Consider the following 26,481-nt stretch of genomic DNA (forward strand, 5'->3'; position numbering starts at 1 on the left):
CAGCGCCCAGCGACTAGCAAACTTTCAGCTTCTTCCTACGATAAGTCAACATCGGCTCATGCTTCGCCGTGTATCCTTTATCTCGTCAGAAGCTTAAAAAGTTTGTACGTCGCTAAACGGGCGCTTGTGCTTTTGTTCCTATAAGTTATTATATTTGTACCGCCAATAGGAACCGTGTAGTGAGCGGATTTTTTGTACTTTTTGTTGAATCTGTAATTTCTTCATTTGTCTTTCTATCTTTTGAGGAGACACATCAAAAATTAAGGCTAGATCCTGTGTTGCATTTACCGGGTTGAGTGAGAGAAAAACTTCCAACGGAGGTTTTTCCGCAGGTTTTGCATAACCCTGAAGCATCTCAGTTAATATCTGTACATAAATGTCGTAAGAATATAATCCTGTAATTTTAATTCCCTCATCTTCAATGTTTTCATTGAAAAAAACCATCGATGGCATTTCATTGACTTCCATTTCAGATGAAATCTTCAAATCACATTGAAAAGCTTTAGCGGCAGTGTCTGAATAAACATCCTGTAAGAATTCATCAAGATCAAGGCCTATTGATTGGGCGCATTGTTGAATCACATTGATATCCGAAATATCTTTCTCCTCAATAAATAATAACTCTTGGAGCTTTTGAATAAAACGGACCCCGGCCTTTTTACCTTGTAATTCTGCCGCTTTAATGCTTATAGCGGCAAGATGAGGTGTTTGTTCAAGAGAACGGTCTGTGGACCTTTTCAATTTACCTTGTTCACGTCTCCACTTTTTATGACAAGAAAAAATTCGATCTTTATCTTGATTTAAGGAAGACAGTTTTCCTGATAAAATATATTTAAGAGAGAAATAATCACCATATTCTACTTGTAATTTCTTCAAGATTGGCGAAAGGGACCAGCATTCCGAGCAAAAAGGATCAACAAAGAAATAAATTTCCATTGGCCTTTTATTTAAAAGATATTTAATATGTCGTGTATTCAAAGTTCTTCACCTTGCATAACATCTGGTGAATTAGTATTCACCATGTTTTTGGCTGTCATGGCTAAACGAGTGTAAAAAAGCTCTCGTAAACCTGGCTCAATATCCACTTCATCCATCGCTTCGCTCATGCATGCTAACCATGCCTTGGCACGACGAGGTGTAATTTCATGAGGTAAATGGCGTGCACGTAACATCGGATGCCCATGTTCTTCAGTATAAAGCTTAGGGCCACCCAAAAATTGTGTTAGGAATTGCTCTTGTTTTCTGGCAACTTCTGTTAAGTCATCGGGAAAAATAGGGATAAGTTCGGGATGTTTGCCGACACGTAGATAAAATTGTTCTACAAGCTTATGAAGCTTTTTTTCCCCAATAGCATCATACGGTGTCATCTTCATCTCAACCATATGATTCGCTCCTTTATCTAAAATGGTATATTTATTTTAGCAATGACCCAAACAGAACTCAAATAAATTGAACTATACTAAGAAAAGCGGAAGGCGGTTGTCTAGGGGCGACAAGCAAATGTTCCTGAACCAAAGAAGGGTGATTTTCCCTTCTGGTTCAGGGTTATTTGACCTCGAGCCCCTACCGCCTGCAGCTGGACAAAAGAAAAGCGGAAGCGCCTGTTCAGCGACGTACAAATTGGATGATAAGGATGATCTTCACCCTGTTGACAAAAAAATCATCTCCAACTTCCTGATTACCAGGTAAATTAGAGACGAGATCGATTTAACTATAATACGTATCCGTTATTTTTCTAACATAATTCTGCGTTTCTTTGAATGGGGGAATTCCCTTATATTTATCTACATTCCCGGGACCAGCATTATAAGCGGCAAGCGCGAGGGATAAATCGCCATTATATTTATCTAGCATTTGTCGTAAATATTTGCTTCCAGCCATCACATTTTCTAGGGGATCTGCTATATTTCTTACACCTAATCCTCTTGCGGTCGCGGGCATTAGTTGCATAAGTCCAGTGGCACCTGCAGAACTTACTGCGCCAGCATTGAAATTAGATTCATGTTTAATAACAGATTTGATTAGTTTAGTTGATAAATTGAATGTATCTGCCGCTTGTTGGATGATCCCATCTAGGTTCTTATCGATGTTTGCATCGATTTTCGGATGATTAACTTTCGGTACAACAGATTTTGTCACCGTACTAGGAAGATCATTTACACTAAGTTGACTTATAGCCCCCAATGTATTTAAGGATCCTGCATTTTCTCTATTTCCCATTGCTGTATTTAAAAGGGTTTGCTCAAGAACCTGAGAGAAATTTGCGCCGGATTTTGGGATAGGAGAATCTGTATTTGAGCGCGTCATTCCTTGTAATAATTGTAATTCAATCAAGGTTTTGATTTCACCTAAGGTATTCATGTTAATCATTCCTTATTTGATTGTTTCATAATAGCTTGTTTTGCGCGATAAAGTCTTCCAACTTTAGTATCGGTTGATTGAGGTTGAATGTTGAGTCGATTAAGCAAATCTGCGAAAAATGTTTTTCCTAATTTCCAATCTGTTACTTCATATTCAAGTTCAAAATCTTCCTGATTTAGATAATAACTATGGTCGAATACTAATAATCCTTCTTTATACTCGAGTTCTGCACGATGGGTCGTTAAGCTCCCGAAATGCGTCAAATCTGGCAAGTGGATACCTAATTTGACTAATGCTTCTTGCACCTCTCCAGCGGGGCATATCGAGTCATTTAATAATAAATTGGCCTCTTTTTGGTCGATGATTTGATTTGTTTCAATGGCATCTTCGATCGTTTTCTTTTTTAGTGTTAGTTCATAACAATCGGGAAGCTCTCTAATTCGCAGAGAAGCAGCTTTTTCCTTTAATGAAAAATCATGGGTATCAAAATAATGATTTTTCTGAGTGAAAAAATCATGGTTACTAATATGAAAAGTTTGCAAAAGGAGAGTAAACTCTTCTTTTGTGACAAGGTTTTTAAATTCTTTTTCAATTTCTTCTGCCATGGATAACTTCCTTCCTACATCTCTTATTCCTATTATTGTTTATTTGCAGCTTGGTTTCAATATCCATTCGTGATAAATATTCTTTATTTTACTGTCTTTTTCTCAAGGTCCATACATTCAGGATAAATAGACCGTTATACCGGGACAAAAATTATTAAGTAAAACTTGTTTGTGCTAAAATAAGGATGACTTCTTAATTCCTTCGTACAAACATATGATGATGAGGTTGGACGAGAAGAGGATTTCTAGGAATTTGAATTTGTTTTTCATTTAAGAGAATGTGAACACGCACTTTAAGAGGTGGTAGCATGGTAAATCAGTGGAAGCTTTTTCTAGCCCCTTATAAACAGGCGGTAGATGAGTTGAAAATTAAATTAAAAGGAATGCGTGCCCAATTTGAACGGCAACAGGATCATTCTCCAATTGAATTTGTCACAGGTAGAGTGAAGCCGATTGCCAGTATTTTAGATAAGGCCCATCAGAAAAATATTTCGTTGGATAGATTAGCGGAGGAAATGCAGGATATTGCAGGTTTAAGAATGATGTGTCAATTTGTTGATGATATAGAGCAAGTCGTTGAATTATTAAGAGAACGAAATGACTTTAAGGTAATAGAGGAAAGAAACTATATTTCTCATAAAAAGCCAAGTGGCTATCGCTCCTACCATGTTGTAATTGAATATCCTGTACAAACGATTCAGGGGGAGCGAAAGATTTTAGCTGAAATCCAAATCCGAACCCTAGCAATGAATTTTTGGGCAACGATTGAGCATTCTCTAAATTATAAATATAAAGGTGAGTTTCCAGCAGAAATTAATATGAGGTTAGAACGTGCTGCAGAGGCAGCTTTCCGTCTTGATGAGGAAATGTCGCAAATTAAGGAAGAAATTCAAGAAGCACAGGTTTATTTTTCAATAAATAAGGAAGCTACAAAGAAGATAAAGAAAAATGATGATTAAATGAGGAGGTTGAGAGGATTGAAATTTGCCATTACTTCAAAAGGGAATCCTGCTTCTAATGCTTTGACACAGAAGGTGAGGACATATTTGCAGGATTTTGAAATGGTATATGACGAAAGCAATCCAGATATTGTTATTTCCATTGGTGGGGATGGTACTTTATTATACGCATTTCATCGATATAGTTCTCGATTAGATAAAACAGCTTTTGTTGGTGTACATACTGGACATTTAGGTTTCTATGCAGATTGGGTTCCGAGTGAGATTGAGAAATTAGTGATTGCAATTGCAAAAACTCCTTATCAAGTAGTGGAATATCCTTTATTAGAAGTCGTGATTCGTTATCGTAATGGCGGGAAAGAAATGCGTTATCTTGCTTTAAATGAATCTACAGTCAAAGGATTAGTAGGAACTTTAGTCATGGATGTAGAAATACGAGGGGACCATTTTGAACGATTTCGAGGGGATGGTCTCTGTCTGTCTACTCCATCCGGAAGCACAGCCTATAATAAAGCGTTAGGAGGGGCGATTATTCATCCTTCCTTACCTTCTATTCAATTGGCTGAGATGGCTTCAATCAATAATAGAGTATTTAGAACGGTCGGATCTCCACTCATTTTACCTGAACATCATACACTTGTATTAAAACCAGTTAATTCATATGATTTTCATGTTACTTTAGATCATTTAACGGTGATGCATCGGGATGTGAAATCAATCCAATTTAAAGTTGCAAAAGAGAAAGTTCGTTTTGCTCGTTTTCGCCCATTTCCTTTCTGGAAAAGAGTTCATGATTCATTTATTTCGGATGGACGATAAACATTATGAAGCAACATGAACTAAGCTGGAAAATCACACAAGAAGACAAAAATAAAAATATTAAAATGTTTTTACAAGAGCAAGGCATTTCTAGAAGAGCTTTGTCTGCTATTAAATTTACAGGTGGTTATATACGAGTGAATGGAGTGGAGGAAAGTGTTCGCTATCCTTTACAGGAATATGATATTTTAGAACTCCTATTTCCACCTGAACAAGAGAATGAGCGATTAGTCAAAGAACCAATCCCATTATCAATTATATATGAAGATGCTGATCTTTTAATTGTTAATAAACCAGCTGGAATCAATACCATTCCATCAAGGCATCATCCGGCCGGGAGTTTAGCGAATGGAGTAGCCTTTTACTATGGACAAATCGGTCTAGCTTCAGCTGTACATATTGTCACTCGATTGGATCGAGATACATCTGGCTTAGTATTGATTGCAAAGCACCGCCATGCGCATCATTTATTAAGCTTGATGCAAAAAAGGAAAGAGATTGAACGATTTTACGTAGCGTTTGCGGAGGGTGTTTTGCAGCAGTCTAATGGGAAAATTGACGAACCGATTGGTCGTAAACCAGATAGTATTATCGAGCGAGAGGTGAGAAATGATGGTCAGTCTGCTGTGACAAGATATAAAGTCATTCAAACCACCGCATCTTTTTCGCAGCTATGGCTAGCGCTTGAAACAGGAAGGACACATCAAATTAGAGTGCATATGGCTTATATCGGTCATCCGTTACTTGGAGATGATTTATATGGTGGGAAACGGAACCTCATTCATCGCCAGGCCCTCCATTGTCAACAGATTACATTTACTCATCCCATTAGCCAAAAAAATCTATCTTTTCAAGCTGCTATGCCAGAAGATATGAGAATTCTTTTAAATAGCGAGCAAGACTAAAAACTGGCTGGGACAAGAATTCTTTTATCAAAGAAAAAATGAACATATAGTCTGGCTACGGAAATATACTCCGCTAAGATAATGTATTATTCGCTTTGTAGCTTCAGGTCTTCATTATGTCCTAGCCCCTTTTTAGCAATTAACAAGGTCTCAAGGATAGAAAGAGAACTTTTAAATATGGGATCATTCTTATTAAAAATGGTTTTTCAATGGAGGATTGTAAATCTTTCTTGCACATAAGGTAAGGAGGATGGAACTGATACTATCTCCATTTCAGGATACCGCAAAGCTGTTAAATTCCCCCCAAAAACAGCTCCGGTATCAATATTAAATGTTTTTCCGACTTGACGCGCTTGTTTCACGGGGGTATGTCCGTAAACAATCAGCGCCCTCCCTTTATAATCTTTGGCCCAATCTCGTCTTACTGGCCTACCATCGGGCAGTGTCTCTCCGGTGACATCCCCATATAAAACAAATGATTGTACACGTTTATTTTGTTTGCCAATATAATCCTCTCTTATTCCAGCATGAGCCATAATTAATTGACCATCATCCAGCACATGATAAAGAGGAGAGTGTTCATAAAGGTCCATAAAAATCTCTTTAAGATGGTTAAATTTTTTATCAGGTAGCCTTTCAAGTTCTGCAACTGTCGTTTCTAAGCCATGTTTAATTTGGACATTTCTCCCAAGGAAATAACGATATAGCTTATTGCAGTGATTGCCAGGCACATAATACGCCCCATGGTATTTCCAAAGCGCCCATACTTGTTCAATCATCTTAATGGAATCGGGACCTCGATCCGTAATGTCTCCAATAAAACCTAATTTTCGTTTCTGCGGATGGATAGGCAGGCTTGTCTCCCAAGAATATCCAAGTTTTTGGGTAAGTTCATTAAATTCTTGAAAACAACCATGGATATCGCCGATTATATCTATTTTCATCTTTTTACACTCATTTCATCATAAAATATAGCTTCACATTAGGAGTAAAATTCATTTCCATTATTTTAACATACCTAAGCTTTTTAGCATGATATTGCGGTTTTTATCAACTGGCCAAATAGGGTAAAGAAATAAATATTGAAAAAAAGACAATTATTGACGACAAACGGATCAAGATTTGTTAGGATAATGAGGACCAATTTGGAAGGGGTGGGTCGTCTTGGAAAACGATACACAAGAAAATATAAATGAAGAGCTACTGATCCAGACAGCGGCTGAAGGCAATCTCGAATCCTTTCGAGAAGAATTTTTAAATCTTCACCCATATGATCAGGCCCAATTCTTTTTCAAAATTGATAAAGAGACTAGATTAAAAATGTACTATTACTTATCTCCAAAAGAAGTTGCTGATTTTTTTGAGATGCTTGAGATAGATGACGATGATTATAAGGACATTTTGGCTGAAATGGAGCCGAAATATGCAGCCGAAGTGCTTGCAAATATGTATGCCGATAATGCTGTGGATGTATTAAATACATTAGGGAAAGATCAAACAGCCAGTTACCTGACCCTTATGGATAAAAAGGATGCCCAAGAAATTAAAGGGTTGCTCCACTATGAGGAATATACGGCCGGAAGTATTATGACCACCGAGTATGTGGCCATATCACAGAATCAAACGGTACGATCAGCTATGTACATTCTCAAGAAGCAAGCTCCTACAGCGGAAACCATTTATTATGTTTTTGTCATTGATGAAGATTTACGCTTAGCCGGGGTTTTGTCATTACGGGATTTAATTATATCGGATGATGACACGATGATTTCTGAGATTATGTCTGATCGGGTGGTGTCCATCTCGGTCGGGGCTGACCAAGAAGAAGCTGCCAGGCAAATGCGAGATTATGATTTATTAGCACTACCAGTTGTTGATTTTCAAAACCATCTATTAGGAATCATTACGGTCGATGATATCATAGATGTTATTGATGAAGAGGCCTCCGATGATTACTCTAAGCTCGCAGGTATATCTGATCTTGATAAAATGGATAAAAGTCCATTTACAGCAGCGAAAAAGCGCTTGCCCTGGCTGGTTATTTTGCTCTTCTTAGGGATGTTTACCGCAAGTTTAATTGGTCGTTTTGAAGATACTTTGAGTCAAGTCCCGATTGTCGCGGTGTTTATCCCACTTATTGCTGGAATGGCAGGAAATGCAGGAACACAATCCTTGGCAGTGGCCGTTCGCGGGATTGCTACAGGCGAGATGGAGGATGCTGGGAAGTTAAAGATCATTTTGAGAGAAGCTGGAACAGGGATCGTAACAGGAGCGATTTGTGGCATTTTGGTTTCTTTAGTGATTTTTGTATGGAAGCATGATCTAGTTTTAGGACTTTTAGTTGGTTTTTCCATTCTTGCTTCTCTTTTAGTTGCAACGATAGGGGGCTCGCTTGTACCTCTAATTATGCATAAATTGAAAATTGATCCAGCCGTTGCTTCAGGTCCATTTATCACAACCATGAATGATATCACATCCATATTGATTTATTTTGGATTAGCGACAATGCTTATGAGTTATCTTATTCATTAAAGAGGATGTTCAAAAAGTTCGATAAAATGACACTTTGAGATAAAGGATCTTCGACTAAGTACCGACACGTTCTGTGTCGAACATCGAAGTCACCACATCCTATGAAGGTTCGTTGGCTTGTTTCTGTACTCCTCGGAAAAGAAAACCACTTTTCCTTTATGCGATACGGATTCAAGGATGCTTTTTCTGCTAAAACCACCCACGTCCTGTGGGCAATGCAGAAGTCAGTACATCCTCTACAAGTCTGCCGCTCGAAACTGTCCGCCTCGAACTTTTGACATACAGGATGTACTAGTGTCGGCGTTGCTGGCAGCCGGCTTGGTCACATTTTTCCTCCTTTTTGAACACGCATTTAAAATAAGATGATGACCTCTTAATTCGTAATTTAAGATGGGGGAATTTTTTATGGACGAATCACTACTATCATTGGTAATTGTATTAATTTTTGCTTTTCTGACGCCGCTTGTTCTTGATCGTTTTCGAATTTCATTTATGCCAATTGTCATTGCAGAAATTATTATGGGTTTAATTATTGGAAAAAGCGGTTTTGATTTAATCCGTGGGGGCTCATGGCTCGATATTCTTTCTACACTTGGATTTATTTTTCTGATGTTCTTGAGTGGATTAGAAATAGATTTTTCAGCATTCAAAATGTCAAACAAGAAAATTAAATTGTCTAATGGAAAAACGGAGCCCAATCGTTTGACTGTTTCCATCGTGATCTTTTTGGGAATTTTCATTGTATCCGTTGGTTTATCTTATTTATTTGTCTGGATGGGACTTATTGATAATGTGTTCTTAATGACATTAATCATTTCTACTATTTCTTTAGGGGTTGTTGTGCCAACTCTAAAGGAAGCAAATATTATGAAGACAGGAATTGGACAAATTATCCTTTTAATTGCTGTGATTGCTGACCTTGTGACGATGATTTTATTAGCGGTATTTGTTTCCTTATCTGGTGATAATCAAGGAAATATGTGGTTATTACTCATTTTATTTGTAGCAGGAATTATTCTATACTTTGTTGGCAGACGTTTTAAAAATCGTTCCTTTATCGAACGATTGTCGACCGGAACTGTACAAATAGGAACGCGCGCGATATTTACATTAATTATCGTATTAGTTGCTTTATCCGAATCACTAGGTGCAGAAAACATATTAGGTGCCTTCTTGGCAGGAACGCTTGTCTCACTGTTAAATCCTAAACCAGAAATGGTTCGACAACTTGATTCTTTTGGCTATGGATTTTTAATCCCTATTTTCTTTGTCATGGTTGGGGTTGATCTAGATTTATGGTCACTACTCAGTAATAAAGAAATATTATTATTGATTCCATTGCTATTAATTGGATTATTCATTTCAAAGGTTTTTCCAGTATTTATTTTAAAAAAGTGGTATGATACAAAAACAGTTTTGGCTTCCTCCTTTTTACTTACTTCAACATTATCATTGGTGATTGCGGCAGCTAAAATAGCAGAGCGCATGGAAGTCATTACAGCTGAAATGAGTGGTACATTTATTCTTGTTGCTGTCATTAGCTGTATTGTGACACCTATTTTCTTCAAAAAATGGTTTCCGAAAGAAAATAGCGTTGAACCGAAGCAAGAAGTTACGTTTATTGGAGCCAATCAAATTACGCTTCCTGCATCGAAAGAATTGGATAAGGACTTGTTTGAGACGACAGTTTTTCATAAGAAGATGGAGAAACCCGATTCTCATATTTCGGATACGGTCTTTAACATTACGGAGCTTCCAAATTATCATGAAGATGAATTAGAAAATGCTGGTGTATTTGAAACAGATATTTTGTTTATATCTACCGGTGATGAAGAATTGAATGCTACACTTGCTGTTCATGCTAAGGAACTTGGTGTTGAGAGAGTGATTGTTCGAATTGAAAGTCCAGATTTAACGAGCTCTTTAAAAGAACATGAAATTGAAGTGTTTTCTACATTGCTATCAACAAAAACTTTTATTACGGCTCTGATTGAATCACCGAATATTGCCGATATCTTTACGAATCAAGAAACAGCCCTTTATGAAATTGAAATGCGCAATCCGAACTATCATAATATGAAACTACGTGAATTTCCGTTTGCGGGTGATATCATTGTCGTCAGAGTCTTCCGTGATAATGAATCATTGGTTCCACATGGCGACACGAGATTAAAAATAGAGGATCGACTAGTTGTCACTGGGACGAAAGAATTCGTAGATGACCTGATGCGTGAATTACAGTTCTAAATAAGAAGAGGCTGGGGAAAAACTAAAATGTTAAGCTCTCAAGACGAACAATGCATTACCTTAGCGAAGTATATATGCCCCCTAGTAGTTCGTTTTTTTCTTTGGTAATACATTTTTGTCCCAGCCTCTTCTTAAAAATAGTTGTGTATGATATAGTTATTACTAGGTACTAATATCACGTATTATTTTTGAATTGTCCTATTAGTAGAGATAAGTCCAAAAAATGATTATTGGAGGGATTAAATTTGAATCTATCTGTTCAAGGAAAAACTTTTGTTGTAATGGGTGTAGCGAATAAACGTAGCATCGCATGGGGAATCGCTCGTTCACTCCACAATGCAGGGGCACGATTAGTATTTACATACGCTGGAGAGAGATTGGAGAAAAATGTTCGTGCATTAGCGGATTCACTAGAGGGAAATGAATCACTTGTTCTTCCTTGTGATATTACAAATGACGAAGAGATTCGCCAATGCTTTAGTAAGATTAAAGAAGTAGTTGGGCCCATTCATGGAATTGCCCACGCCATTGCTTTTGCGAATAAGGAAGAGCTTGATGGAGACTACTTAAATGTCACGAGAGACGGATTTCTTTTAGCTCATAATATTAGTTCTTATTCCTTGACCGCAGTAGCAAAAGCTGTACAGGAGCTAGAGATGATGCCAGAAGGTGGAAGCATGGTCACAATGACATATTTAGGTGGAGAACGTGTTGTACCAAATTACAATGTTATGGGAGTGGCAAAAGCTTCATTAGATGCAAGTGTCCGCTATTTAGCGAATGATCTTGGACAATACGGCATTCGTGTAAATTCCATTTCAGCTGGACCGATTCGTACACTTTCTGCAAAGGGAATTAGTGATTTTAACAGTGTTTTAAAAGATATCGAGGAAAAAGCACCTCTTAAAAGAACAACAACTCCTGAAGAGGTGGGAGATACAGCATTATTCCTATTTAGTAATCTTTCTCGAGGCATTACTGGGGAAAATCTTCATGTTGATTCTGGATTCCATATTGTTGCATTGTAATTTTTTTCAGCTGTCACTATCCGGTGGCAGTTTTTTTTTCGTTTAAGTTCACCTTGCCCATTTCTTCGCATACATATAAAACGAAGTATGAAATACGGAGGTGTACCTTAATGGAAGAGAAACAGAAAGGGAAAAATCCTTTGCTATATATTCATCAGCCGGATTTTGTAAAACCAGAATTCTCAATGCAACAATCTTATTCTTCCAATTCAAATACAGCCAATAAAACTGAAGATAAACCCTCACCGCCAAAAAAGCCAAAAAGTAGTGTTCCTTTTCAAGTGCAAACAGATTCCGAGGAATACGAGTCCTTTACAGAAAAAAATGATGATCAAACGGAAAAGCCTATGTCGGCAGTAGATTATTTTCGAAAACAGTCTAACGTTGGAAAAAGTAATTGGAATCTTACGCCTGTTAAAGCTTTTAGAGAAATGTCGATATCTGAAAAACTCCAATACTTAACACAGGTTCCTCGGACTCAACCTCCATTCCCATGTGAATTCATCAAGGAAGGCGACAGGATACGCGGCATATTGGAAAGTATCGAAGAGGATAATATTCGGGTGAAAACATTTAGCGGTGAGGTTCGTACAATTTCTAGAGAAGAACTACAAGCGATTAGGATTATTTTTTAACTTCCTTCAGCAGAAAGGGGCTGGAACGCAATAAAAAAGCTCCAAGGACAAATAATGTATTATCTTAGCGAAGTATATGCACCATACTTATTTGGTTTTTTCTTTAGTGAAAATACTTTTGTTCCAGCCTCTGAATGCAACCTGCGATTCAAATCAGCAGAATGAAGGAAAAAGCCCAACTTTTGAGCGTAATTCGCCAAAGTGTTGTTAATTAAAGGAGGAGGGGGGTGAACCCTCCACTTTCGATATTAATCACAAAGTTGTAGATTAACATCAGCAATACATTGTACTGCACAGAAGCAGTGTAGATCAACGGTTATACAGCTGCTGCTTTTTCCCCATCTGCGCACTGCACAAAGGGCTTCATAATTAATGTCCCCGTGGTGAGTTATTTTTACTGGCTCTCCTTCTTTATTTAAAGGAACCAATACGCGCAATGTGGCACAACAGTTATCAAAGATTTCTTCAACTCTGAAATAAACCGATACACAGTTGCCCCCGCGACCTTTAAAGAGTGCTTTAAATAATTCACCATTTTTATTTGTAAGGGTAAATACTCTTGTATCGACATGGGAACGAACTGGAGAGCCGCCTAGTGGCTCAATAAAACAATTTGTTGGGCAACTTGGGCATTCTTCTTCTTCCACTGCCATTTCTTGAATGTCCTTAATCGCTCTAACGACTTGACAGACACAACCTGAACTGCAGCCACCACCACAGTGATTTGTATCTACTGACATTTCAACTGATTCCATTTCTTCGTAACTCATGGATTAAATTCCTCCTTGTCATCTATTGATCCATATTCATTAATAACATATTAGACATTAGCCAAATGGGTAACGGACAAATGCCTTGATGATAGAAAATAGGCGGGTGATATTAATGTCAATCGATTGGTTTACATTCATTTTATTAAGTTTAGCGGTTTTTCGATTAACGAGATTATTGGTGTATGATCAAATAACGGAGTTTATTAGACGCCCTTTTATGAAGGAATACGAAGCTCTTGATGAAAATGGCGAGTTAGAGATCTATCTAATCCCTAGAGAAAAAGGGATTAGAGGTTGGATTGGTCAACTTATCAGTTGTTATTGGTGTACGGGGATATGGATCTCCATCTTTATCTTCTTGATCTGCTGGTTCTATCCGGTCGTGGCAGAACCATTTGTATATATTTTATCGATCGCTGGTTTGGCTGCTATTATTGAAACAATTATCCAATCAAAGATTTCTGAAGAATAAGGGCGATTGGGCAAACACATTTTTTACTGAGTACATAAAGTATAGTGCAGAGAAAATTACTCGGGATGTGATTGCGATGAATAACAGACCTAGAAGAAAGAATCCTGTTGGGAAAGGTCGTAAAAAAGGAACAGGTTGTGGATGTGGACCATCAAAGCCAACTAAAAGAAATTACTGAAAAGCAGATAAAACCTAGTCTCTTACCTTTTAAAGGAAGGAGACTAGGTTTCATTTTTTTTAGTGAAGGAAATTTATCTAAAATATGATCATAATTTTAGAAATCTGGAGAAAAATATCTTATAGGTCGAATGAACGCGGGAGGTACCGATGCTTAAGAAAAGGATATGGGTCTTCGCAATGACTGTTTTTTGCTTGATGATAAGTGGTTGTTCTGGTAATAAAGACGGTGAAGAGACAAGGCTGTCATTAATGAAAACAACCCAACCTGCACCACTCGAAATAAGTAATCAAGAAAAAAATAAGTCTGTTGCCTATCAGGTCAGAGAAGACGTAAAAAAAATAAATGAAATATACGATGTAGCAGTTATTGAAGGAAAGAAGCAAATCCTTGTCGCTTATAAGGTTAGGCATCTCAATCGTTTTAGTATGAAGAAAATTGAAAAGAATTTAAAGGATCGATTAGAGAAGAACTATCCAGATAAAAGCTTTATTGTTTCGAGCGATTATAAAATATTTTTAGAAACAATTCGCCTAAGAGAAGCAATGGAAGAAGATAATATGAGTATGGATGAAGCGGAAAAACAATTTAAAGACATAATAAAATTAAAGAAGGAAATGACATAAGATGGCTAGTAAAAATAAAACAAAAACACCTGAACAAATACAATATGATCAGGTACAAAAGAAACATGAACTCAAGCGTCCCATTGTAAAAAATTGTCTACGGGCTTTTTGGGTGGGAGGTCTCTTCTGTTTGGTCGGACAAGCGATCACGTATTTTTATATTTATTTCTTTAATTTTACAGAGAAAACAGCTGGAAATCCGACAGTTGCTACAATGGTCTTTATTGCCATGCTCTTAACCGGATTTGGTGTCTATGATCGAATTGGTCAGTTTAGCGGTGCAGGTAGTGGAGTGCCCGTGACAGGTTTTGGAAATGCGGTTATTTCTTCAGCAATTGAGCATCGCTCTGAGGGATTTGTTGTTGGAGTGGGGGGGAATATGTTTAAACTTGCTGGCTCCGTCATTTTATTCGGTGTGTTTTCAGCTTTTATTATCACGCTTATTAAAACGATTCTAACACAATGGGGGGGATTTTAATGCTTCAAGGAGCCCAGTCATGGGTTTTCCCACAAAAACCGACTATTTTATCTAGTGGGGTGGTCGGAGGACCCTTTGAAAAAGAATGTCGTTTGGCAAATGATTTTGATAAATTCCATGATGACCTGCGAATGGGAAAGGATTCTTATGAAAAAGCGCAAAATGTATTGTTAGAAGATGCAGTTGAAATTGCTCTCCGGAAAAAAGGGCTAACAGAAGATGATGTACAATTCTTTCTCTCCGGTGATCTAATCAATCAAATTACCCCAACAACGTTCGCAGCTAGAACGAATCAAATTCCCTACTTGGGACTTTTTGGTGCTTGTGCTCTTTCAACAGAAGGGCTGGCGCTTGCCTCCTTAATAATTAATAGTGGAGGAGCAAATCATATTTTGACGGGAACGGCCAGTCATAATGCTTCAGCGGAAAAACAATTTCGCTATCCCACTGAATATGGCGGACAGAAGCCGCCTACAGCCCAATGGACAGCCACGGCCTCAGGGGTTGGACTTATCGGAACAGCCGACAAACTGAATGGACCAGCTCCTCGCATCACCTCAGCAACAATCGGAAAGGTGATTGATATGGGATTAACAGATCCCTTTAACATGGGAGGAGCCATGGCACCAGCAGCAGTGGATACTATTCAAAGACATTTTTTTGATTTAAAAAGAGATCCCTCTTATTATGATTTGGTGATTACAGGAGATTTGGCCGAAGTTGGAAGAAATACTGCTTTAGAATTGTTTCAGCAAAAAGGTTTACCATTAGATGAACATAAGTTTCAGGATTGTGGATTAATTCTATACGCTGATGAGCAAGAGGTATTTGCAGGAGCGAGTGGTCCTGGCTGTTCTGCTGCGGTTATGTATGGACACTTAGTAAATGAAATGAAAAAAGGAAAATATAAGAAGATTTTAGTTGTCGCAACAGGTGCACTACTTTCTCCATTAACGGTTTTACAAAAAGAAACGATCCCATGTATTGCTCATGCGATCTCATTAGAGTACGAGTAGACTTTCGGAATTTCAAGATGTAAATCCGTCGAATGACCAAAAGCTTACTGGGAATCGAGGCTCTTATCAAAAAAAGACATGCCAAAGAAGCGTCACAAGTTTATTTTTTAAAAAAGAATGTTTTTGTAAACATCGTCTACCAAGATAGTGCGTGGTTGATTTCCGCTACAGTTGCTCGCTTTCCGCGGGGCGGGCGGTGAGCCTCCTCGGCGTAAACGCCTGTGTGGTCTCACCTGTCCCGCAGATCCCGCAGGAGTCTCGCACTTTCGCTCCAATCACCCTTTACCAGATTTTGTTTTTCTAAGCAACAATCCCTTGGGGTCCATTAAAAAGAGTAAGCCATTGAAGAGAAAATATGGCCTTCTAGGAATCCCAGTTTCTCTTCTTGATGTGCATACCAAGCATTGACATGCTGACACATCATGATTCCAAATATCCTGACGTACCACATTATGGTAGATTGGTGGTTTCCAGCTTCTAGATGATAATCAATCTTTTCACGCTTGTTTAAGCGTCATCTCAAAAAGATCCGTGATCCATAATTTGGAGATGACAGGCCAAACCTTATGGACCAACGTTAAGATACCGCCAAAATAGTGTTTTTGGAGTTGTTCCATTAGGCTTCATGCAGAGCAAAAACAGGTTTCATCATCAACACCTAAATCACAGTTCGTAAGGAAATAAATCCCTTCACCAGCGGTTATTGTGGTGTTTTCAAAAAGTCAAGTGTTTTCGACAAATATGAGAACAAAATTCCATTGTGTATAAGATCTTAAGAATCAAAAGGGAAGATCGTTTAAAATATGGTATTGTCAGACAGACGGCCTTCCGTGAGCAAAAGAATATCTCAGTGATTGGAGTGGAAGGTGGCGACTCCTGGGGGATTAGCATGCCAGGTGAGATCCCGCAGGAGCATTCTATAGATCCAAAGGCTAAATACGCGCCGTCCTGGCGCAATGCCTGTATGACCTGCATCCTGCAGGCCTCCGGAAAGCGTCCGCCTGGAACGGAAATCACCGTTGACAAGCAGACTCGCCATTTGTAGATGATGATCTCGTTCAATATAGAATGGAAGTTCTACAAAACAAAGTGAAATATTCCCTAAAAAATGTAGGAGGAGAAATAAAAAATAGTACAAGAAAACCTTGTACCATTTAACTCGGTGAATGCCGAGAGTCTATTACGAGTAAGAGGAGGGAAAAGCAATGCTCGCTATGTTTTTTTGGTCATTTGTAATTGGTGGACTTATTTGTATGTTTGGGCAATTGATTATGGACCTATTTAAGTTAACCCCTGGACATACCCTGAGTTTATTAGTTGTATTAGGAGCTATTTTTGCAGGAATAGGACTTTATGAACCATTGATTAACTTCGCAGGGGCTGGGGCAACCATCCCGATTACAAGCTTTGGAAATTCCCTTGTGCAAGGAGCAATGGCTGAAGCTGACAAACATGGATTGGTTGGAGTGATGACAGGCATGTTTGAGGTTACTTCTTCCGGAATTTCTGCCGCTATTGTCTTCGGATTTATAGGTGCTCTTATTTTTAAACCAAAAGGGTAAATGCGATAATCTTGTATATTCATTTACCATGCTTTTCTTGAAAGAGAAGAAAGTATAAAATTTTGGCTAGTGTTTTGATCTAGCTCCTGCGCCTAGCCCCGAGAGGCTCGCAGGATACGAGTCCATCGGCGTTGCGACTATTAGTGCAGACGAAGAGACAGGACGTCGCGTTTGAGTCTGTCGCCAGGACGTCGCGTTTGAGTCTGTCGCCAGGACGTCGCGAACTTAGCCGATGTAAGCCAATGAAAGGCAAAGAACGCCTTTCTTTGTCTTAGAACATTTGCTTGTCGCCGATAGGCGGGCGCCTTGCGCTTTTCTTAATTTCATCTTTTTTTAGGTTCGCCCATACAAAACAGGCACTAGCCACATAAGTTATAGGGAACCAACAAAAGAGAGGTGAGCGCAGATGTACGGATATGGATACGGTGCAGGAGAATGTGGATGTGGTGGATACGGTGGTTATGCAGGTGGTGGCGGCTTTTTCGGCGGAGGATTTGCCTTGATTGTCGTTTTGTTTATCCTGCTTATAATTGTTGGTGCAGCCTTCTGTTAAAGATGTTTAGCATACAGAAAGATGGGTTGCCGATCAAGCAACCTATCTTTTCCTGTTCAATTGCTCATTTTAACCACACTTATTTCACTTTCCTTCATATCATATAAAGTATGAAAGGAAGGGAGCGGAATAAATGGAAAATCATTTTTTTAAAAATGTAGAAAAGAAAACAGGCGTCAATATGAATGAAGTTTTAGAATTAGCCAACTCACTGCAAAATGCCAACTTTAAAGACGAGAGAACGGTAAGGGGAATTATTAAAAAGGTTTCTCGAATTGCCAATAAGCCTGTTTCTCAAGAAATGGAAGATAAAATGGTCAAATCCATCATTCAAGATGGGAACCAATTGGATATGAATGCTATTTCAAAAATGTTAAATAATAAAAGGTAAATTAAAGTAAAATGGCCGTCCTTAAGGGGCGGTCATTTTACTTAACTATATAAATGTTTCATACATATGATTTTGGGGTATAAAATGTATAAACGGTATACAGGAGGTGTCTTCATGGGATATATTGGACCAGTACAGCCTTATCAGTATCAGGAATACCATAAAAGAACTTTGACAGCGCATACAAAATATGATCCAATGCCTATTTCCACGACTGAAAAAGTGTTATTACTTACTCCATTTCAACGGATTTTACATCATAAACAGTACAACAATCAACAGATCGTTAGAAAAAAGTCGAAAGGTAATACAATTTTATCTGAAAAACCTATTCGTCTTGATGGACTTGATGATAAAACAAAAGGAAGGCATTTCAATGAATATGTATAATATTGAAATGCCTTTCTTATTTTTAATGTAAAGAAAACACTAAACAATTTCCTCATGCAATTGTTTGATCATTGTTTTATGTGGAATTCCTGCATCCATAAATTCCTCTGAACATACAGTGTAGCCAAGTTTTTCATAAAAAGGGATCGCACTGATTTGTGCATGCAACTTAAGTTGTTGAATTTTATTTTTCCTGGCAAACTGTTCAATTGTTTCCATAATCATTTTTCCTGCTCCCACTCGACGATAGTCAGCCATGATACAAATTCGTTCAACCTTACCGAAACCTTCTACTGTACGAAATCTCCCAGCACCAATGGGCACACTGTCATCATACAATACGAAATGAGTGGATTCATTTTCAAATTCATCTATCTCTAAATCCAAGGGTACTTTTTGTTCCTCAACAAATACCTTTTTTCTAATATAAAATGCATCATTCAGTTGATGTTCTGTCGTTGTTTGTATAGTCTGCATAATCTTTTTATTAATCCTTTCCTAAACGAATAGTCTCATACGTTGACCAAGAACCATTTTCCAATTGATAAACTAAATGGATTCGATCAACGGTTTCTTCATGATCCACACCAAGCATCCCCAGTGCACCGAAAACGTCAGAATGCTCGTCATTCGATAGTTTTTGGCCGATCGTGACATGAGGAACAAATGGATGTTCAGGTGGATCACCTGGCATTTCCTTGCATAGTTCTTCATGGAGGCGATCCAATTCGTCTGTTTTTTTAACTTTTAGATAGATGGTATTGGTTATAGGCTGAAATGAACTAACTTTAAGAAATTTTAATTGGAGAGGCTGATATTTTTGCACAATTTTATCTAGCATTTCGGTTAGTTTTTCAGGCTTTTCCTCCGTTTCAAAACCTTCCTTTAATGTTAAATGCGGAGGAATTAAGGCATAGTGGGAATCATAGCGCTTGCGATAAGAATTGGCTAAATCTTGTAATTTTTTTGATGGAAAGATAACAACTCCATATTTCATTTTTTTTCCTCCTTTTTTGCTTATATAAATATCTTATATCATAACTATAACAGATTCTTATACAGGTTGCTTAAGAAAACATCGTTTGCAAGGCCCTTTTAACTTCAGGTTGCCAATATTTCCAAGAATGTCCACCATTAAATTCTTCATAAAAAATGTCATAGCCCTTTTCGATGAAAAGTTGATGAAGCTCGCGATTTGGTGTAAGAAAATCACGGTTATTAGAAACTTTTACGACTGATTCTTCCTTGCCAACCACATGATAAATATTGAAGTTAAATACAGAAGGGGCAGATTCTACCTCATCAAGAATTTTCTCGTTTACATATGGAGAATGAAGAATAATGTTTTTAAATAGCTCTGGGTAATAAAGAGCCGAACGTAACGAAACGGTTCCAGCAAGACTATCTCCCATTAGGGTGCGTTTTTCTCTTAAGGAATAAGTTGGATAGTGCTGTTCGATCCATGGAATTAATTCATCTGCTATAAATTCCATGAATTTTAGATTTTCTTCTCCTGAAGGGTGATATTTATGACGACGATCTTGTACACTTTTATAGTGGGTAGCCACAATAATAGTCTTCTCTAAAGACCCTTGATCAATCAATTCATCCGCATAACGGGTAAGCTTTCCTAATTGAAAATAATCTTTCCCATCTTGAACAATAATCAAAGAGTATTTTTCGTTTTCCGAAAAAGAAGCTGGTAAATAGACCAGAAGTGGGATATTTTCTTGTAGTTGTTTGCTTTCAATATTGGCATCATAGATTTTTCCCCTAGGAAGTGACAAAGTAAACACCTTGCTTTCATTTTTCTTTTGCTGCATTTCTCATTATTTTATCATAAAATGAAACAAATAATGAATACAAGCAAAAAGACACCTGTAAAATGAAGGGATGTCTACTTACAGGTGCCCAAGTGTATGACTGGAGATGAATTATGCGTGTTTTAGCTCAAGCCTTCTTGCGATTAAAGATAATATATAGTTCACAACGAAGTAGATTATCGCGATTAATATGAAGATTGGAATAACAAAGTTTAGATCTTGGGCTTGAATAATTTTGGCATGGTGAAGCATTTCAGGCAGGGCAATGACAACTGCAAGTGATGTATCCTTTAATAGAGAAATAAATTGACTGACAAGATTCGGTACCATTCTTGTCAATGCTTGAGGCAGGATAATTTTACGCAATGCCTGCAAATAAGTGAGACCAGAGGAACGTGCCGCCTCCATTTGCCCTTTTTCAATTGAATTTAATCCACCTCTGACGATTTCAGCAATCATCGATGATTCAAAAACAACTAAAGCTACAATGGCTGAAACGGTAATACTTAGGTTAATGCCGATCTCAGGCAAGGCTAAATATGTAAACAATATTATTAATAGAAGTGGTAAATTCCGAATGGCTTCAACAATAACTACAGCAATTTGAGAAATGACAGGTACTCTGGTGAAACGAATCGTTCCAAGTATCCCGCCAATAATAAAGCTAAATATAATGGAAACAACCGCCACTTTTAATGTTACATAAAATCCTTCCATTAAAAAAGCTAAATTCCCTGGTGAAAATGCACCTGAAAAATCCATTTTCCCCCTCCTTAATAAGTATTTGCGAGGCGTCCTTCTAAATACCTTACGCCTAAACTTAATGGAATGGTGATAATTAAATAAAGCAAAGCGACTAATAAATATACATCAAAAACAACAAATGTTTTAGCAGAAATAAGGTCTGCTTGGTACATCAAATCAGCACCAGAAATCAGGGCCAAAATAGATGAGTTTTTCACTAAATTAATAAATTGATTTCCAATTGGAGGGATGACAATCTTAATTGCTTGAGGTAAGATAATCATTCTCATTGTTTGCATATACGTTAGTCCCGATGATCTTGCAGCTTCTGTTTGTCCTTTGGGAATTGACAATATACCTGATCGAATGGCTTCTGCAATAAAGGATGATGTATAAATGGAAAGGGCAATTGTACCCGCGGTAATACCACTAAACCTTATGCCAATCACAGGTGTTCCAATAAAAAAGAAAAAGGCAATGACAACCAAAGGAATATTTCTAAAGAATTCAACATAGGCGGTTCCGATCCAACGTAATGGTGCAATCGGTGTAATGCGCATAACGGCGACAATCGTTCCAATTATGAAACTTGCGACAAGTGCTGTTAAACTTGCGACAATCGTAACTTTAAAGCCATCCCAAAACATATCAGAGTATTCTACCAAAATTGAGAAGTCCAATATATCTCCTCCCGCTACATTTAATTAGAGACCAGGACATAAGTATTTTCACCAAAGGAAAAACCGAACTACTAAGGTACATATATCCCTGCACCGGAAATACACTTCACTTTCCGCGGGCGAGTGACATGCCTTCCGGTGTATTGCCGAACTCTAACTTCCCGCAGGAGTCTAAGTATGTTTCCTTCGCAAAGATCATGCATTGTTCGTCCTTGGAGTTTAACACTTAATTATGTCCCAGCCTCCTGTTAATGAACCTATCTAAACATTTTTATTCGATCTCAATCCATTCATTGTAAATTTCGTCAAATTTTCCATTATCTTGTATTGCCTTCAGGGCATCATTGAGTGCTTCAACTAGTTCTGTTTCCCCTTTTTTAACACCAATGCCATAAGGCTCATCAGTAAATGTGCCTCCAACCAATTCGTAAGAATCATCTTCTGAAGCCATTCCTAATAAAATGGAGTTATCTGTTGTTAACGTATCACCTTGCCCAGATTTTAATGCAGTAAATGCTTCTTGGTAATTTTCGAATTCCAGTACTTTAGCATCTGGAGCGGCCTCCCGAATGTTATCTGTTGAGGTAGAGCCCTTTACGGCAAGCACTGTTGTGTCTTTTGTAAGATCATCGACACTTTTGATCGGGCTGCCTTTCTTAACTAATAGCGATTGTCCTGCTTCAAAATAGACATCAGAGAAATCAACTTCTTTTTTTCGTTCTTCAGAAACAGTCATCGTTGCGATAATTGCATCAATATCCCCTTTGTTCAAGAGCGGGATTCTAGTTTTCGATGTAACTTCAACAAATTCAACCTTGGTTTCATCACCAAGTATTTCTTTCGCGATTTGCTTGGCAATATCGATATCAAACCCTTCCACTTCTCCTGAAGTAGGATCCTTTAATCCAAAGAGCCTTGTATCAAATTTTACACCGAAAATGATTTTGTCACGTTTCTCGATTGTTTCAAGTACGTTTTCGCTTGTTTCCTCATTATTATCACCATTTCCATTATTTCCGCTTTCTCCTTTGCCACTGGTGCTACTGGTACCACATGCAGCCATTAAAATGATTGAAAGAAAAGTCACCACTGCCAAAACTGATAATTTATTTCGTTTCTTCACTATACATCGCCCTCTCTAATGATTTAATATTCGACTAAGAAATAATTTAGCACGTTCGTCTTGAGGATTTTGGAAAAACTCCATAGGATCGGCTTCTTCAAGAATTTGACCTTCATCAATAAAGATAATCCGGTCTCCCACTTCCTTAGCAAATCCCATTTCATGGGTCACTACGACCATTGTCATGCCTTCTTTAGCAAGCGCCTTCATAACATCTAAGACTTCACCAACCATTTCGGGGTCGAGTGCCGAAGTTGGCTCATCAAAGAGTAAAATTTCAGGTTTCATAGCAAGTGCTCTTGCAATAGCAACACGTTGTTGCTGTCCGCCTGAAAGCTGAGAAGGGTAGGAGGAAGCTTTATTTGGGATTCCTACTTTTTCAAGGTAAAACTCTGCCGTTTTTTTGGCTTCTTCTTTTGATTTTCGTAAGACATTAATAGGAGCAATGGTAATATTTTCCAAGACCGTTTTATGTGGGTATAAATTAAAATGCTGGAATACCATACCTATATGCTGTCTTACTTTATTAATGTCAGTTTTTTTATCATGAATTTCTTTATCACCAACCGTTAGAGAACCATCAGATATTGTTTCAAGCTTATTGATACACCTCAATAAAGTACTTTTTCCCGACCCCGAGGGACCAACAATGACAACTACTTCCCCTTTGTCAATTGTTAGATTAATATTTTTTAAAACATGGAAATCCCCGAAGTATTTATTCACATCTTTAAAGGAAATCATCTCTTTCCCCCTTTCCAATGACACAGATAAATTGACGGTAATGGATAAGAAACCGTTTTCGCTTTTCGATACAATAAAAAAATCCACGAAGACTTTAATTATCTAACATAAGTACTAGTTCCTCCTCTTGGATATTTTAAGAAAATATTTCCCCATTAATTTATGTATCTTCCCATTAACTTCTATAATGTTACTAAATTAAAAAACAGAATACAACAGGAAAAACGATTCAAATTGTTTAGAGCAGATGGAGAAAATGAATTAATTTCTCTATCTGCTCTATTTGTACCACTCTATGCTCTTCAAAGAGAACTTGGATTGAATACATGAGATGTTAACCATTTGGCTTCTGGGTTGTTGTCCATGTTTTTCTGTTCACTAATGTATTTAAGCCACAACAAATCCTCTAAAATGGCTGTGTGTAAACAGGAAATCTTCCTTATATTATATAAAGAAGCCGTACATTCATGAGAAAAATGATAGATGTGTATCATTGTTTTTCTTGTTTCCCTAATTAGCTCTTCATTTCTCAGAGGAATTTGTGCAAGCTCCGTTAACTCATATCGGTTAATTAAAAGTTTCATAAATAATTGTATATTTTCGTATGAATGTACGATGGATTGAATAATTACTTTCTCATTCTGTCCGTTGGAATGCATCGTTTTCCAGAGAGTGAGTAAACTTTTATGGTGAGTTATAATGGCAATCCATAAATCAAATAATGAATCATTCGCATCAATCATCTGACAGTTCTTGGAGTTCATCTTGGCCACCTAAATCTTCAGGAGTCGCTTCATCTGACTGTTCTTTACTGTCTTCTTCATCGGATTGAGGCTCCTGCTGTTCATTTATATCCTCTCTAGAATTTTCATCCACTTCATCATCAAAGAGGTTGTGGGGACGAGGGGGGATTTGCCTTTCATCGAATGCAAATATTTCTTCTAGCTTGTTTAATAAAAACCAGTCCTTCACCACAGCAGTTCTTAATAAATGAAGTGCTGATTTATTCAGCGTAATAATTTCTTGATTGGAGGGCTGTGTAGGAAAATTAAAATCATTTCCAATAAAAGCATGGATTTTAGATGCGCCGGCATTCAGAAGATTAGCTAATGCCATTTCTTCGTGGATGATCGACTCTAATAAATGATCAATGACTTCTTGACGAGATGTATTGTTAAACTCCTCAGGCATGTTCATTCATAAACCTCCCTTGCATGCATGATCTTAACATTATTTTATTGGTTGATAATAGATACGTGAGCGGATGGCAAGCCCATTATACAGAGAAGATCTGAAAAACGAGGGGAGGGGAAGGAAATTTATATTTATAAAAAAAGATGACCAATAAGATCATCTTTTTCTAAGAAGCATATTTATTTTTTACGCGAGGCCGGGTTTTGCTCGCCAATCCGTAGTATGAAAGGGTGGCAAATAAGGCTGCACAAAAAATAAGCACACCCATTGGTTGAGCCGAATATTCTCCTGCAATCCCAACAAGAGGAGCGGAAACGGAGCCAAGTACAAAAGGAAGTAAGCCTAAAAGAGCAGCTGCACTCCCGGCAATATGTCCTTGTGTTTCCATTGCCAAGGAAAACGAGGATGTTGAAATGATCCCCATGGATGAGACGAAAAAGAAAATTGGAATAACGATTGTGACAAGCGGGCCTTTGAAAAATACGGCTAAAAGTAGCGCACTACTTGCAATCATTGCCAATGATAATCCAATTTTTAAAAAGCGTTCTTCTGACACCTTATCAGCAAGACGACCGACAACTTGGGTTCCAATCATAATTCCAATGCCATTCATCGCAAAGAGTACACTAAATAATTGTGGGGAGGCTCCATAAATGTTTTGATAAACAAAGGGTGTTCCGGATACATAGGCAAAAATACCCGCTGAAATAAACCCTTGAGTAAGGGCAAATCCTAAAAATTTGCGGTCCATTATGAGAGAGAGGAAATTTCTAAAAGTCTGCCCAATATTACTAGGCACTCTATTTTCCTCAGGTAAGCTTTCAGTTAATTTCAGTGAGACAAACGTAACAAGAAGAATCCCGACAAAACCCAATGTAACAAACACGCCTTTCCAATTGGTGAACAATAAAATACTACTGCCTGCAACTGGAGCTAGAATTGGCGCTAAATTGTTAATGAGCATTAGTAATGAAAAAAACTTAGTTAATTCCCGCCCTTGATATAAGTCGCGCACAATAGCACGAGAAATAACAATGCCGCCAGCAGCGGCGAAGCCTTGAGTAAAGCGGGCAGTGATAAACGTTGAGATATTTGGTGCAAAAGCACAGAAAATAGATGCGATAAAGTATAGGAAGAGAAATAGTAATAATGGTTTTCGTCTTCCTTGAACATCACTCATCGGTCCAATAATTACTTGGCCAAATCCAAGACCAAGTAAGCAAGCAGTTAAACTAAATTGGACAAGAGAAGCGTTTGTATGAAAATCTTGTGTTATAGTTGGAAATGAAGGCAAGTACATATCAATGGTAAGGGGGCCTAAAGCTGCCAACGACCCAAGTAATAATGCCAACTTCATTCTTGAATTTTTATCGAAACGTTTCAAATTAGTAACACCTTTCCTCTAACATTAGTAAGTTTTGACCATAAAAAAAAGAGATTTATAGAAACTCTCAGAAAAATAACCGGATTCTATTATTCTTTAGACATTATACGATAGTCTTTCGGGAAAGGAAATGTTTAGTGATCACGCATCTACAGATATCCGAAAGAAACAAGGAAAATCTCGGCATGGTTTTGCGCTAGACTTTCCTTTGAGTCTGGTAAAAGGGTGTATTGTTAATGTAATTGATCAACTATGTGAT

31 protein-coding genes are annotated in these 26,481 nt (G+C 37.8%); 15 read left to right on the forward strand and 16 right to left on the reverse strand.

Translation table 11 applies throughout. The annotated features are described in order from the left end of the window. Window positions 1-138: 138 nt before the first annotated feature. The 4 genes from KI375_RS22665 to KI375_RS22680 form a co-directional block, all read right to left on the reverse strand. Window positions 139-978: a ClpXP adapter SpxH family protein gene (locus tag KI375_RS22665; RefSeq protein ID WP_306419859.1), complete on the reverse strand. Its 840-nt coding sequence runs from the start codon at window positions 976-978 to the stop codon at window positions 139-141. Beyond that, on the reverse strand, window positions 975-1,382 hold the full coding sequence (locus tag KI375_RS22670) for a globin domain-containing protein (RefSeq protein ID WP_207450911.1): 408 nt from the start codon (window positions 1,380-1,382) through the stop codon (window positions 975-977). The genes KI375_RS22665 and KI375_RS22670 overlap by 4 nt, the downstream gene beginning before the upstream one ends. 325 nt (window positions 1,383-1,707) lie before the next feature. After that, window positions 1,708-2,361, reverse strand: a complete 654-nt coding sequence (locus KI375_RS27715) for a lytic transglycosylase domain-containing protein (RefSeq protein ID WP_212975679.1) — start codon at window positions 2,359-2,361, stop codon at window positions 1,708-1,710. A gap of 5 nt (window positions 2,362-2,366) precedes the next feature. Then, the gene (locus KI375_RS22680) at window positions 2,367-2,966 is read right to left on the reverse strand and encodes a CYTH domain-containing protein (RefSeq protein WP_212975680.1); all 600 of its coding nucleotides are present in this window, start codon (window positions 2,964-2,966) and stop codon (window positions 2,367-2,369) included. 308 nt (window positions 2,967-3,274) lie between these two features. On the opposite strand from KI375_RS22680, the gene yjbM reads away from it, so the two are divergent. Genes yjbM through KI375_RS22695 form a run of 3 tightly spaced genes read left to right on the forward strand, consistent with a single transcriptional unit; the run spans window position 3,275 to window position 5,649 of the window. After that, window positions 3,275-3,925, forward strand: coding sequence for a GTP diphosphokinase (gene yjbM, locus KI375_RS22685; RefSeq protein WP_212975681.1), 651 nt, complete (start codon window positions 3,275-3,277; stop codon window positions 3,923-3,925). A gap of 18 nt (window positions 3,926-3,943) precedes the next feature. Next, window positions 3,944-4,744, forward strand: a complete 801-nt coding sequence (locus KI375_RS22690) for an NAD kinase (RefSeq protein ID WP_207450916.1) — start codon at window positions 3,944-3,946, stop codon at window positions 4,742-4,744. Between the two features lie 5 nt (window positions 4,745-4,749). Next, the gene (locus KI375_RS22695) at window positions 4,750-5,649 is read left to right on the forward strand and encodes an RluA family pseudouridine synthase (protein WP_212975682.1); all 900 of its coding nucleotides are present in this window, start codon (window positions 4,750-4,752) and stop codon (window positions 5,647-5,649) included. A gap of 206 nt (window positions 5,650-5,855) precedes the next feature. On the opposite strand, the gene prpE is transcribed toward KI375_RS22695, so the two are convergent. Continuing rightward, on the reverse strand, window positions 5,856-6,593 hold the full coding sequence (gene prpE / locus KI375_RS22700) for a bis(5'-nucleosyl)-tetraphosphatase PrpE (protein WP_212975683.1): 738 nt from the start codon (window positions 6,591-6,593) through the stop codon (window positions 5,856-5,858). A gap of 220 nt (window positions 6,594-6,813) precedes the next feature. Here prpE and mgtE point away from each other — a divergent pair, with 220 nt between their 5' ends. From mgtE to KI375_RS22720, 4 genes are all read left to right on the forward strand, one after another. Further along, window positions 6,814-8,181 (forward strand): magnesium transporter, encoded by a 1,368-nt coding sequence (mgtE, locus tag KI375_RS22705; RefSeq protein ID WP_212975684.1) that lies wholly within the window; start codon window positions 6,814-6,816, stop codon window positions 8,179-8,181. A 405-nt stretch (window positions 8,182-8,586) separates the two neighbouring features. After that, window positions 8,587-10,428, forward strand: a complete 1,842-nt coding sequence (locus tag KI375_RS22710) for a monovalent cation:proton antiporter family protein (protein ID WP_207452071.1) — start codon at window positions 8,587-8,589, stop codon at window positions 10,426-10,428. A gap of 245 nt (window positions 10,429-10,673) precedes the next feature. Next, a complete protein-coding gene (fabI, locus tag KI375_RS22715) occupies window positions 10,674-11,456 on the forward strand; it encodes an enoyl-ACP reductase FabI (RefSeq protein WP_207452070.1) in 783 nt (260 codons plus the stop codon). 110 nt (window positions 11,457-11,566) lie between these two features. Further along, window positions 11,567-12,091, forward strand: a complete 525-nt coding sequence (locus tag KI375_RS22720; RefSeq protein WP_212975685.1) for a CotO family spore coat protein — start codon at window positions 11,567-11,569, stop codon at window positions 12,089-12,091. A 248-nt stretch (window positions 12,092-12,339) separates the two neighbouring features. Here the strand turns inward: KI375_RS22720 and KI375_RS22725 are convergent, their stop codons facing one another. Then, the gene (locus KI375_RS22725; RefSeq protein ID WP_212975686.1) at window positions 12,340-12,861 is read right to left on the reverse strand and encodes a CotY/CotZ family spore coat protein; all 522 of its coding nucleotides are present in this window, start codon (window positions 12,859-12,861) and stop codon (window positions 12,340-12,342) included. A 115-nt stretch (window positions 12,862-12,976) separates the two neighbouring features. Here KI375_RS22725 and KI375_RS22730 point away from each other — a divergent pair, with 115 nt between their 5' ends. From KI375_RS22730 to KI375_RS22765, 8 genes are all read left to right on the forward strand, one after another. Continuing rightward, on the forward strand, window positions 12,977-13,336 hold the full coding sequence (locus KI375_RS22730; protein ID WP_212975687.1) for a DUF1360 domain-containing protein: 360 nt from the start codon (window positions 12,977-12,979) through the stop codon (window positions 13,334-13,336). A gap of 327 nt (window positions 13,337-13,663) precedes the next feature. After that, entirely contained in the window at window positions 13,664-14,140 is a 477-nt protein-coding gene (locus KI375_RS22735) for a YhcN/YlaJ family sporulation lipoprotein (RefSeq protein ID WP_212975688.1), read from the forward strand. 1 nt (window position 14,141) lies between these two features. Continuing rightward, complete coding sequence (spoVAC, locus tag KI375_RS22740) at window positions 14,142-14,618, forward strand: stage V sporulation protein AC (protein ID WP_212975689.1); 477 nt, start codon at window positions 14,142-14,144, stop codon at window positions 14,616-14,618. Beyond that, window positions 14,618-15,634 (forward strand): stage V sporulation protein AD, encoded by a 1,017-nt coding sequence (gene spoVAD / locus KI375_RS22745; RefSeq protein ID WP_212975690.1) that lies wholly within the window; start codon window positions 14,618-14,620, stop codon window positions 15,632-15,634. Before spoVAC ends, spoVAD begins: the two co-directional genes overlap by 1 nt. Before the next feature lie 1,205 nt (window positions 15,635-16,839). Further along, window positions 16,840-17,196 (forward strand): stage V sporulation protein AE, encoded by a 357-nt coding sequence (gene spoVAE, locus KI375_RS22750; RefSeq protein ID WP_207452065.1) that lies wholly within the window; start codon window positions 16,840-16,842, stop codon window positions 17,194-17,196. A 406-nt stretch (window positions 17,197-17,602) separates the two neighbouring features. Next, window positions 17,603-17,749 (forward strand): YjcZ family sporulation protein, encoded by a 147-nt coding sequence (locus KI375_RS22755; protein WP_212975691.1) that lies wholly within the window; start codon window positions 17,603-17,605, stop codon window positions 17,747-17,749. 133 nt (window positions 17,750-17,882) lie between these two features. Next, a complete protein-coding gene (gene spoVIF / locus KI375_RS22760) occupies window positions 17,883-18,140 on the forward strand; it encodes a sporulation-specific transcription regulator SpoVIF (RefSeq protein ID WP_212975692.1) in 258 nt (85 codons plus the stop codon). A gap of 114 nt (window positions 18,141-18,254) precedes the next feature. After that, on the forward strand, window positions 18,255-18,530 hold the full coding sequence (locus tag KI375_RS22765; RefSeq protein ID WP_212975693.1) for a hypothetical protein: 276 nt from the start codon (window positions 18,255-18,257) through the stop codon (window positions 18,528-18,530). A gap of 39 nt (window positions 18,531-18,569) precedes the next feature. Here KI375_RS22765 and KI375_RS22770 read toward each other — a convergent pair whose 3' ends face one another. The 10 genes from KI375_RS22770 to KI375_RS22815 form a co-directional block, all read right to left on the reverse strand. After that, entirely contained in the window at window positions 18,570-19,007 is a 438-nt protein-coding gene (locus tag KI375_RS22770; RefSeq protein WP_212975694.1) for a GNAT family N-acetyltransferase, read from the reverse strand. A gap of 10 nt (window positions 19,008-19,017) precedes the next feature. Next, window positions 19,018-19,527: a YjcG family protein gene (locus KI375_RS22775; protein WP_212975695.1), complete on the reverse strand. Its 510-nt coding sequence runs from the start codon at window positions 19,525-19,527 to the stop codon at window positions 19,018-19,020. A 70-nt stretch (window positions 19,528-19,597) separates the two neighbouring features. Then, a complete protein-coding gene (locus KI375_RS22780; protein ID WP_212975696.1) occupies window positions 19,598-20,353 on the reverse strand; it encodes an alpha/beta hydrolase in 756 nt (251 codons plus the stop codon). Between the two features lie 111 nt (window positions 20,354-20,464). Further along, window positions 20,465-21,115 carry an amino acid ABC transporter permease gene (locus KI375_RS22785; RefSeq protein WP_212975697.1) on the reverse strand — a complete coding sequence of 217 codons (651 nt, stop codon included), beginning with the start codon at window positions 21,113-21,115 and terminating at the stop codon, window positions 20,465-20,467. A gap of 11 nt (window positions 21,116-21,126) precedes the next feature. Then, a complete protein-coding gene (locus KI375_RS22790; protein WP_212975748.1) occupies window positions 21,127-21,780 on the reverse strand; it encodes an amino acid ABC transporter permease in 654 nt (217 codons plus the stop codon). A gap of 268 nt (window positions 21,781-22,048) precedes the next feature. Further along, entirely contained in the window at window positions 22,049-22,840 is a 792-nt protein-coding gene (locus KI375_RS22795) for a transporter substrate-binding domain-containing protein (protein ID WP_212975749.1), read from the reverse strand. A 75-nt stretch (window positions 22,841-22,915) separates the two neighbouring features. Further along, on the reverse strand, window positions 22,916-23,644 hold the full coding sequence (locus KI375_RS22800; RefSeq protein ID WP_212975698.1) for an amino acid ABC transporter ATP-binding protein: 729 nt from the start codon (window positions 23,642-23,644) through the stop codon (window positions 22,916-22,918). A 302-nt stretch (window positions 23,645-23,946) separates the two neighbouring features. After that, complete coding sequence (locus KI375_RS22805) at window positions 23,947-24,408, reverse strand: hypothetical protein (protein ID WP_212975699.1); 462 nt, start codon at window positions 24,406-24,408, stop codon at window positions 23,947-23,949. Continuing rightward, window positions 24,380-24,841, reverse strand: coding sequence for an alpha-helical endospore appendage domain-containing protein (locus KI375_RS22810; protein WP_212975700.1), 462 nt, complete (start codon window positions 24,839-24,841; stop codon window positions 24,380-24,382). Before KI375_RS22810 ends, KI375_RS22805 begins: the two co-directional genes overlap by 29 nt. Window positions 24,842-25,004: 163 nt before the next feature. Further along, window positions 25,005-26,222, reverse strand: coding sequence for a Bcr/CflA family multidrug efflux MFS transporter (locus KI375_RS22815; protein WP_374706895.1), 1,218 nt, complete (start codon window positions 26,220-26,222; stop codon window positions 25,005-25,007). Between the last annotated feature and the right edge of the window lie 259 nt (window positions 26,223-26,481).

Origin of the sequence: Bacillus sp. J14TS2, assembly GCF_018333015.1 — a bacterium.
In the GTDB taxonomy this organism is placed as follows: domain Bacteria; phylum Bacillota; class Bacilli; order Bacillales; family Bacillaceae_C; genus Lederbergia.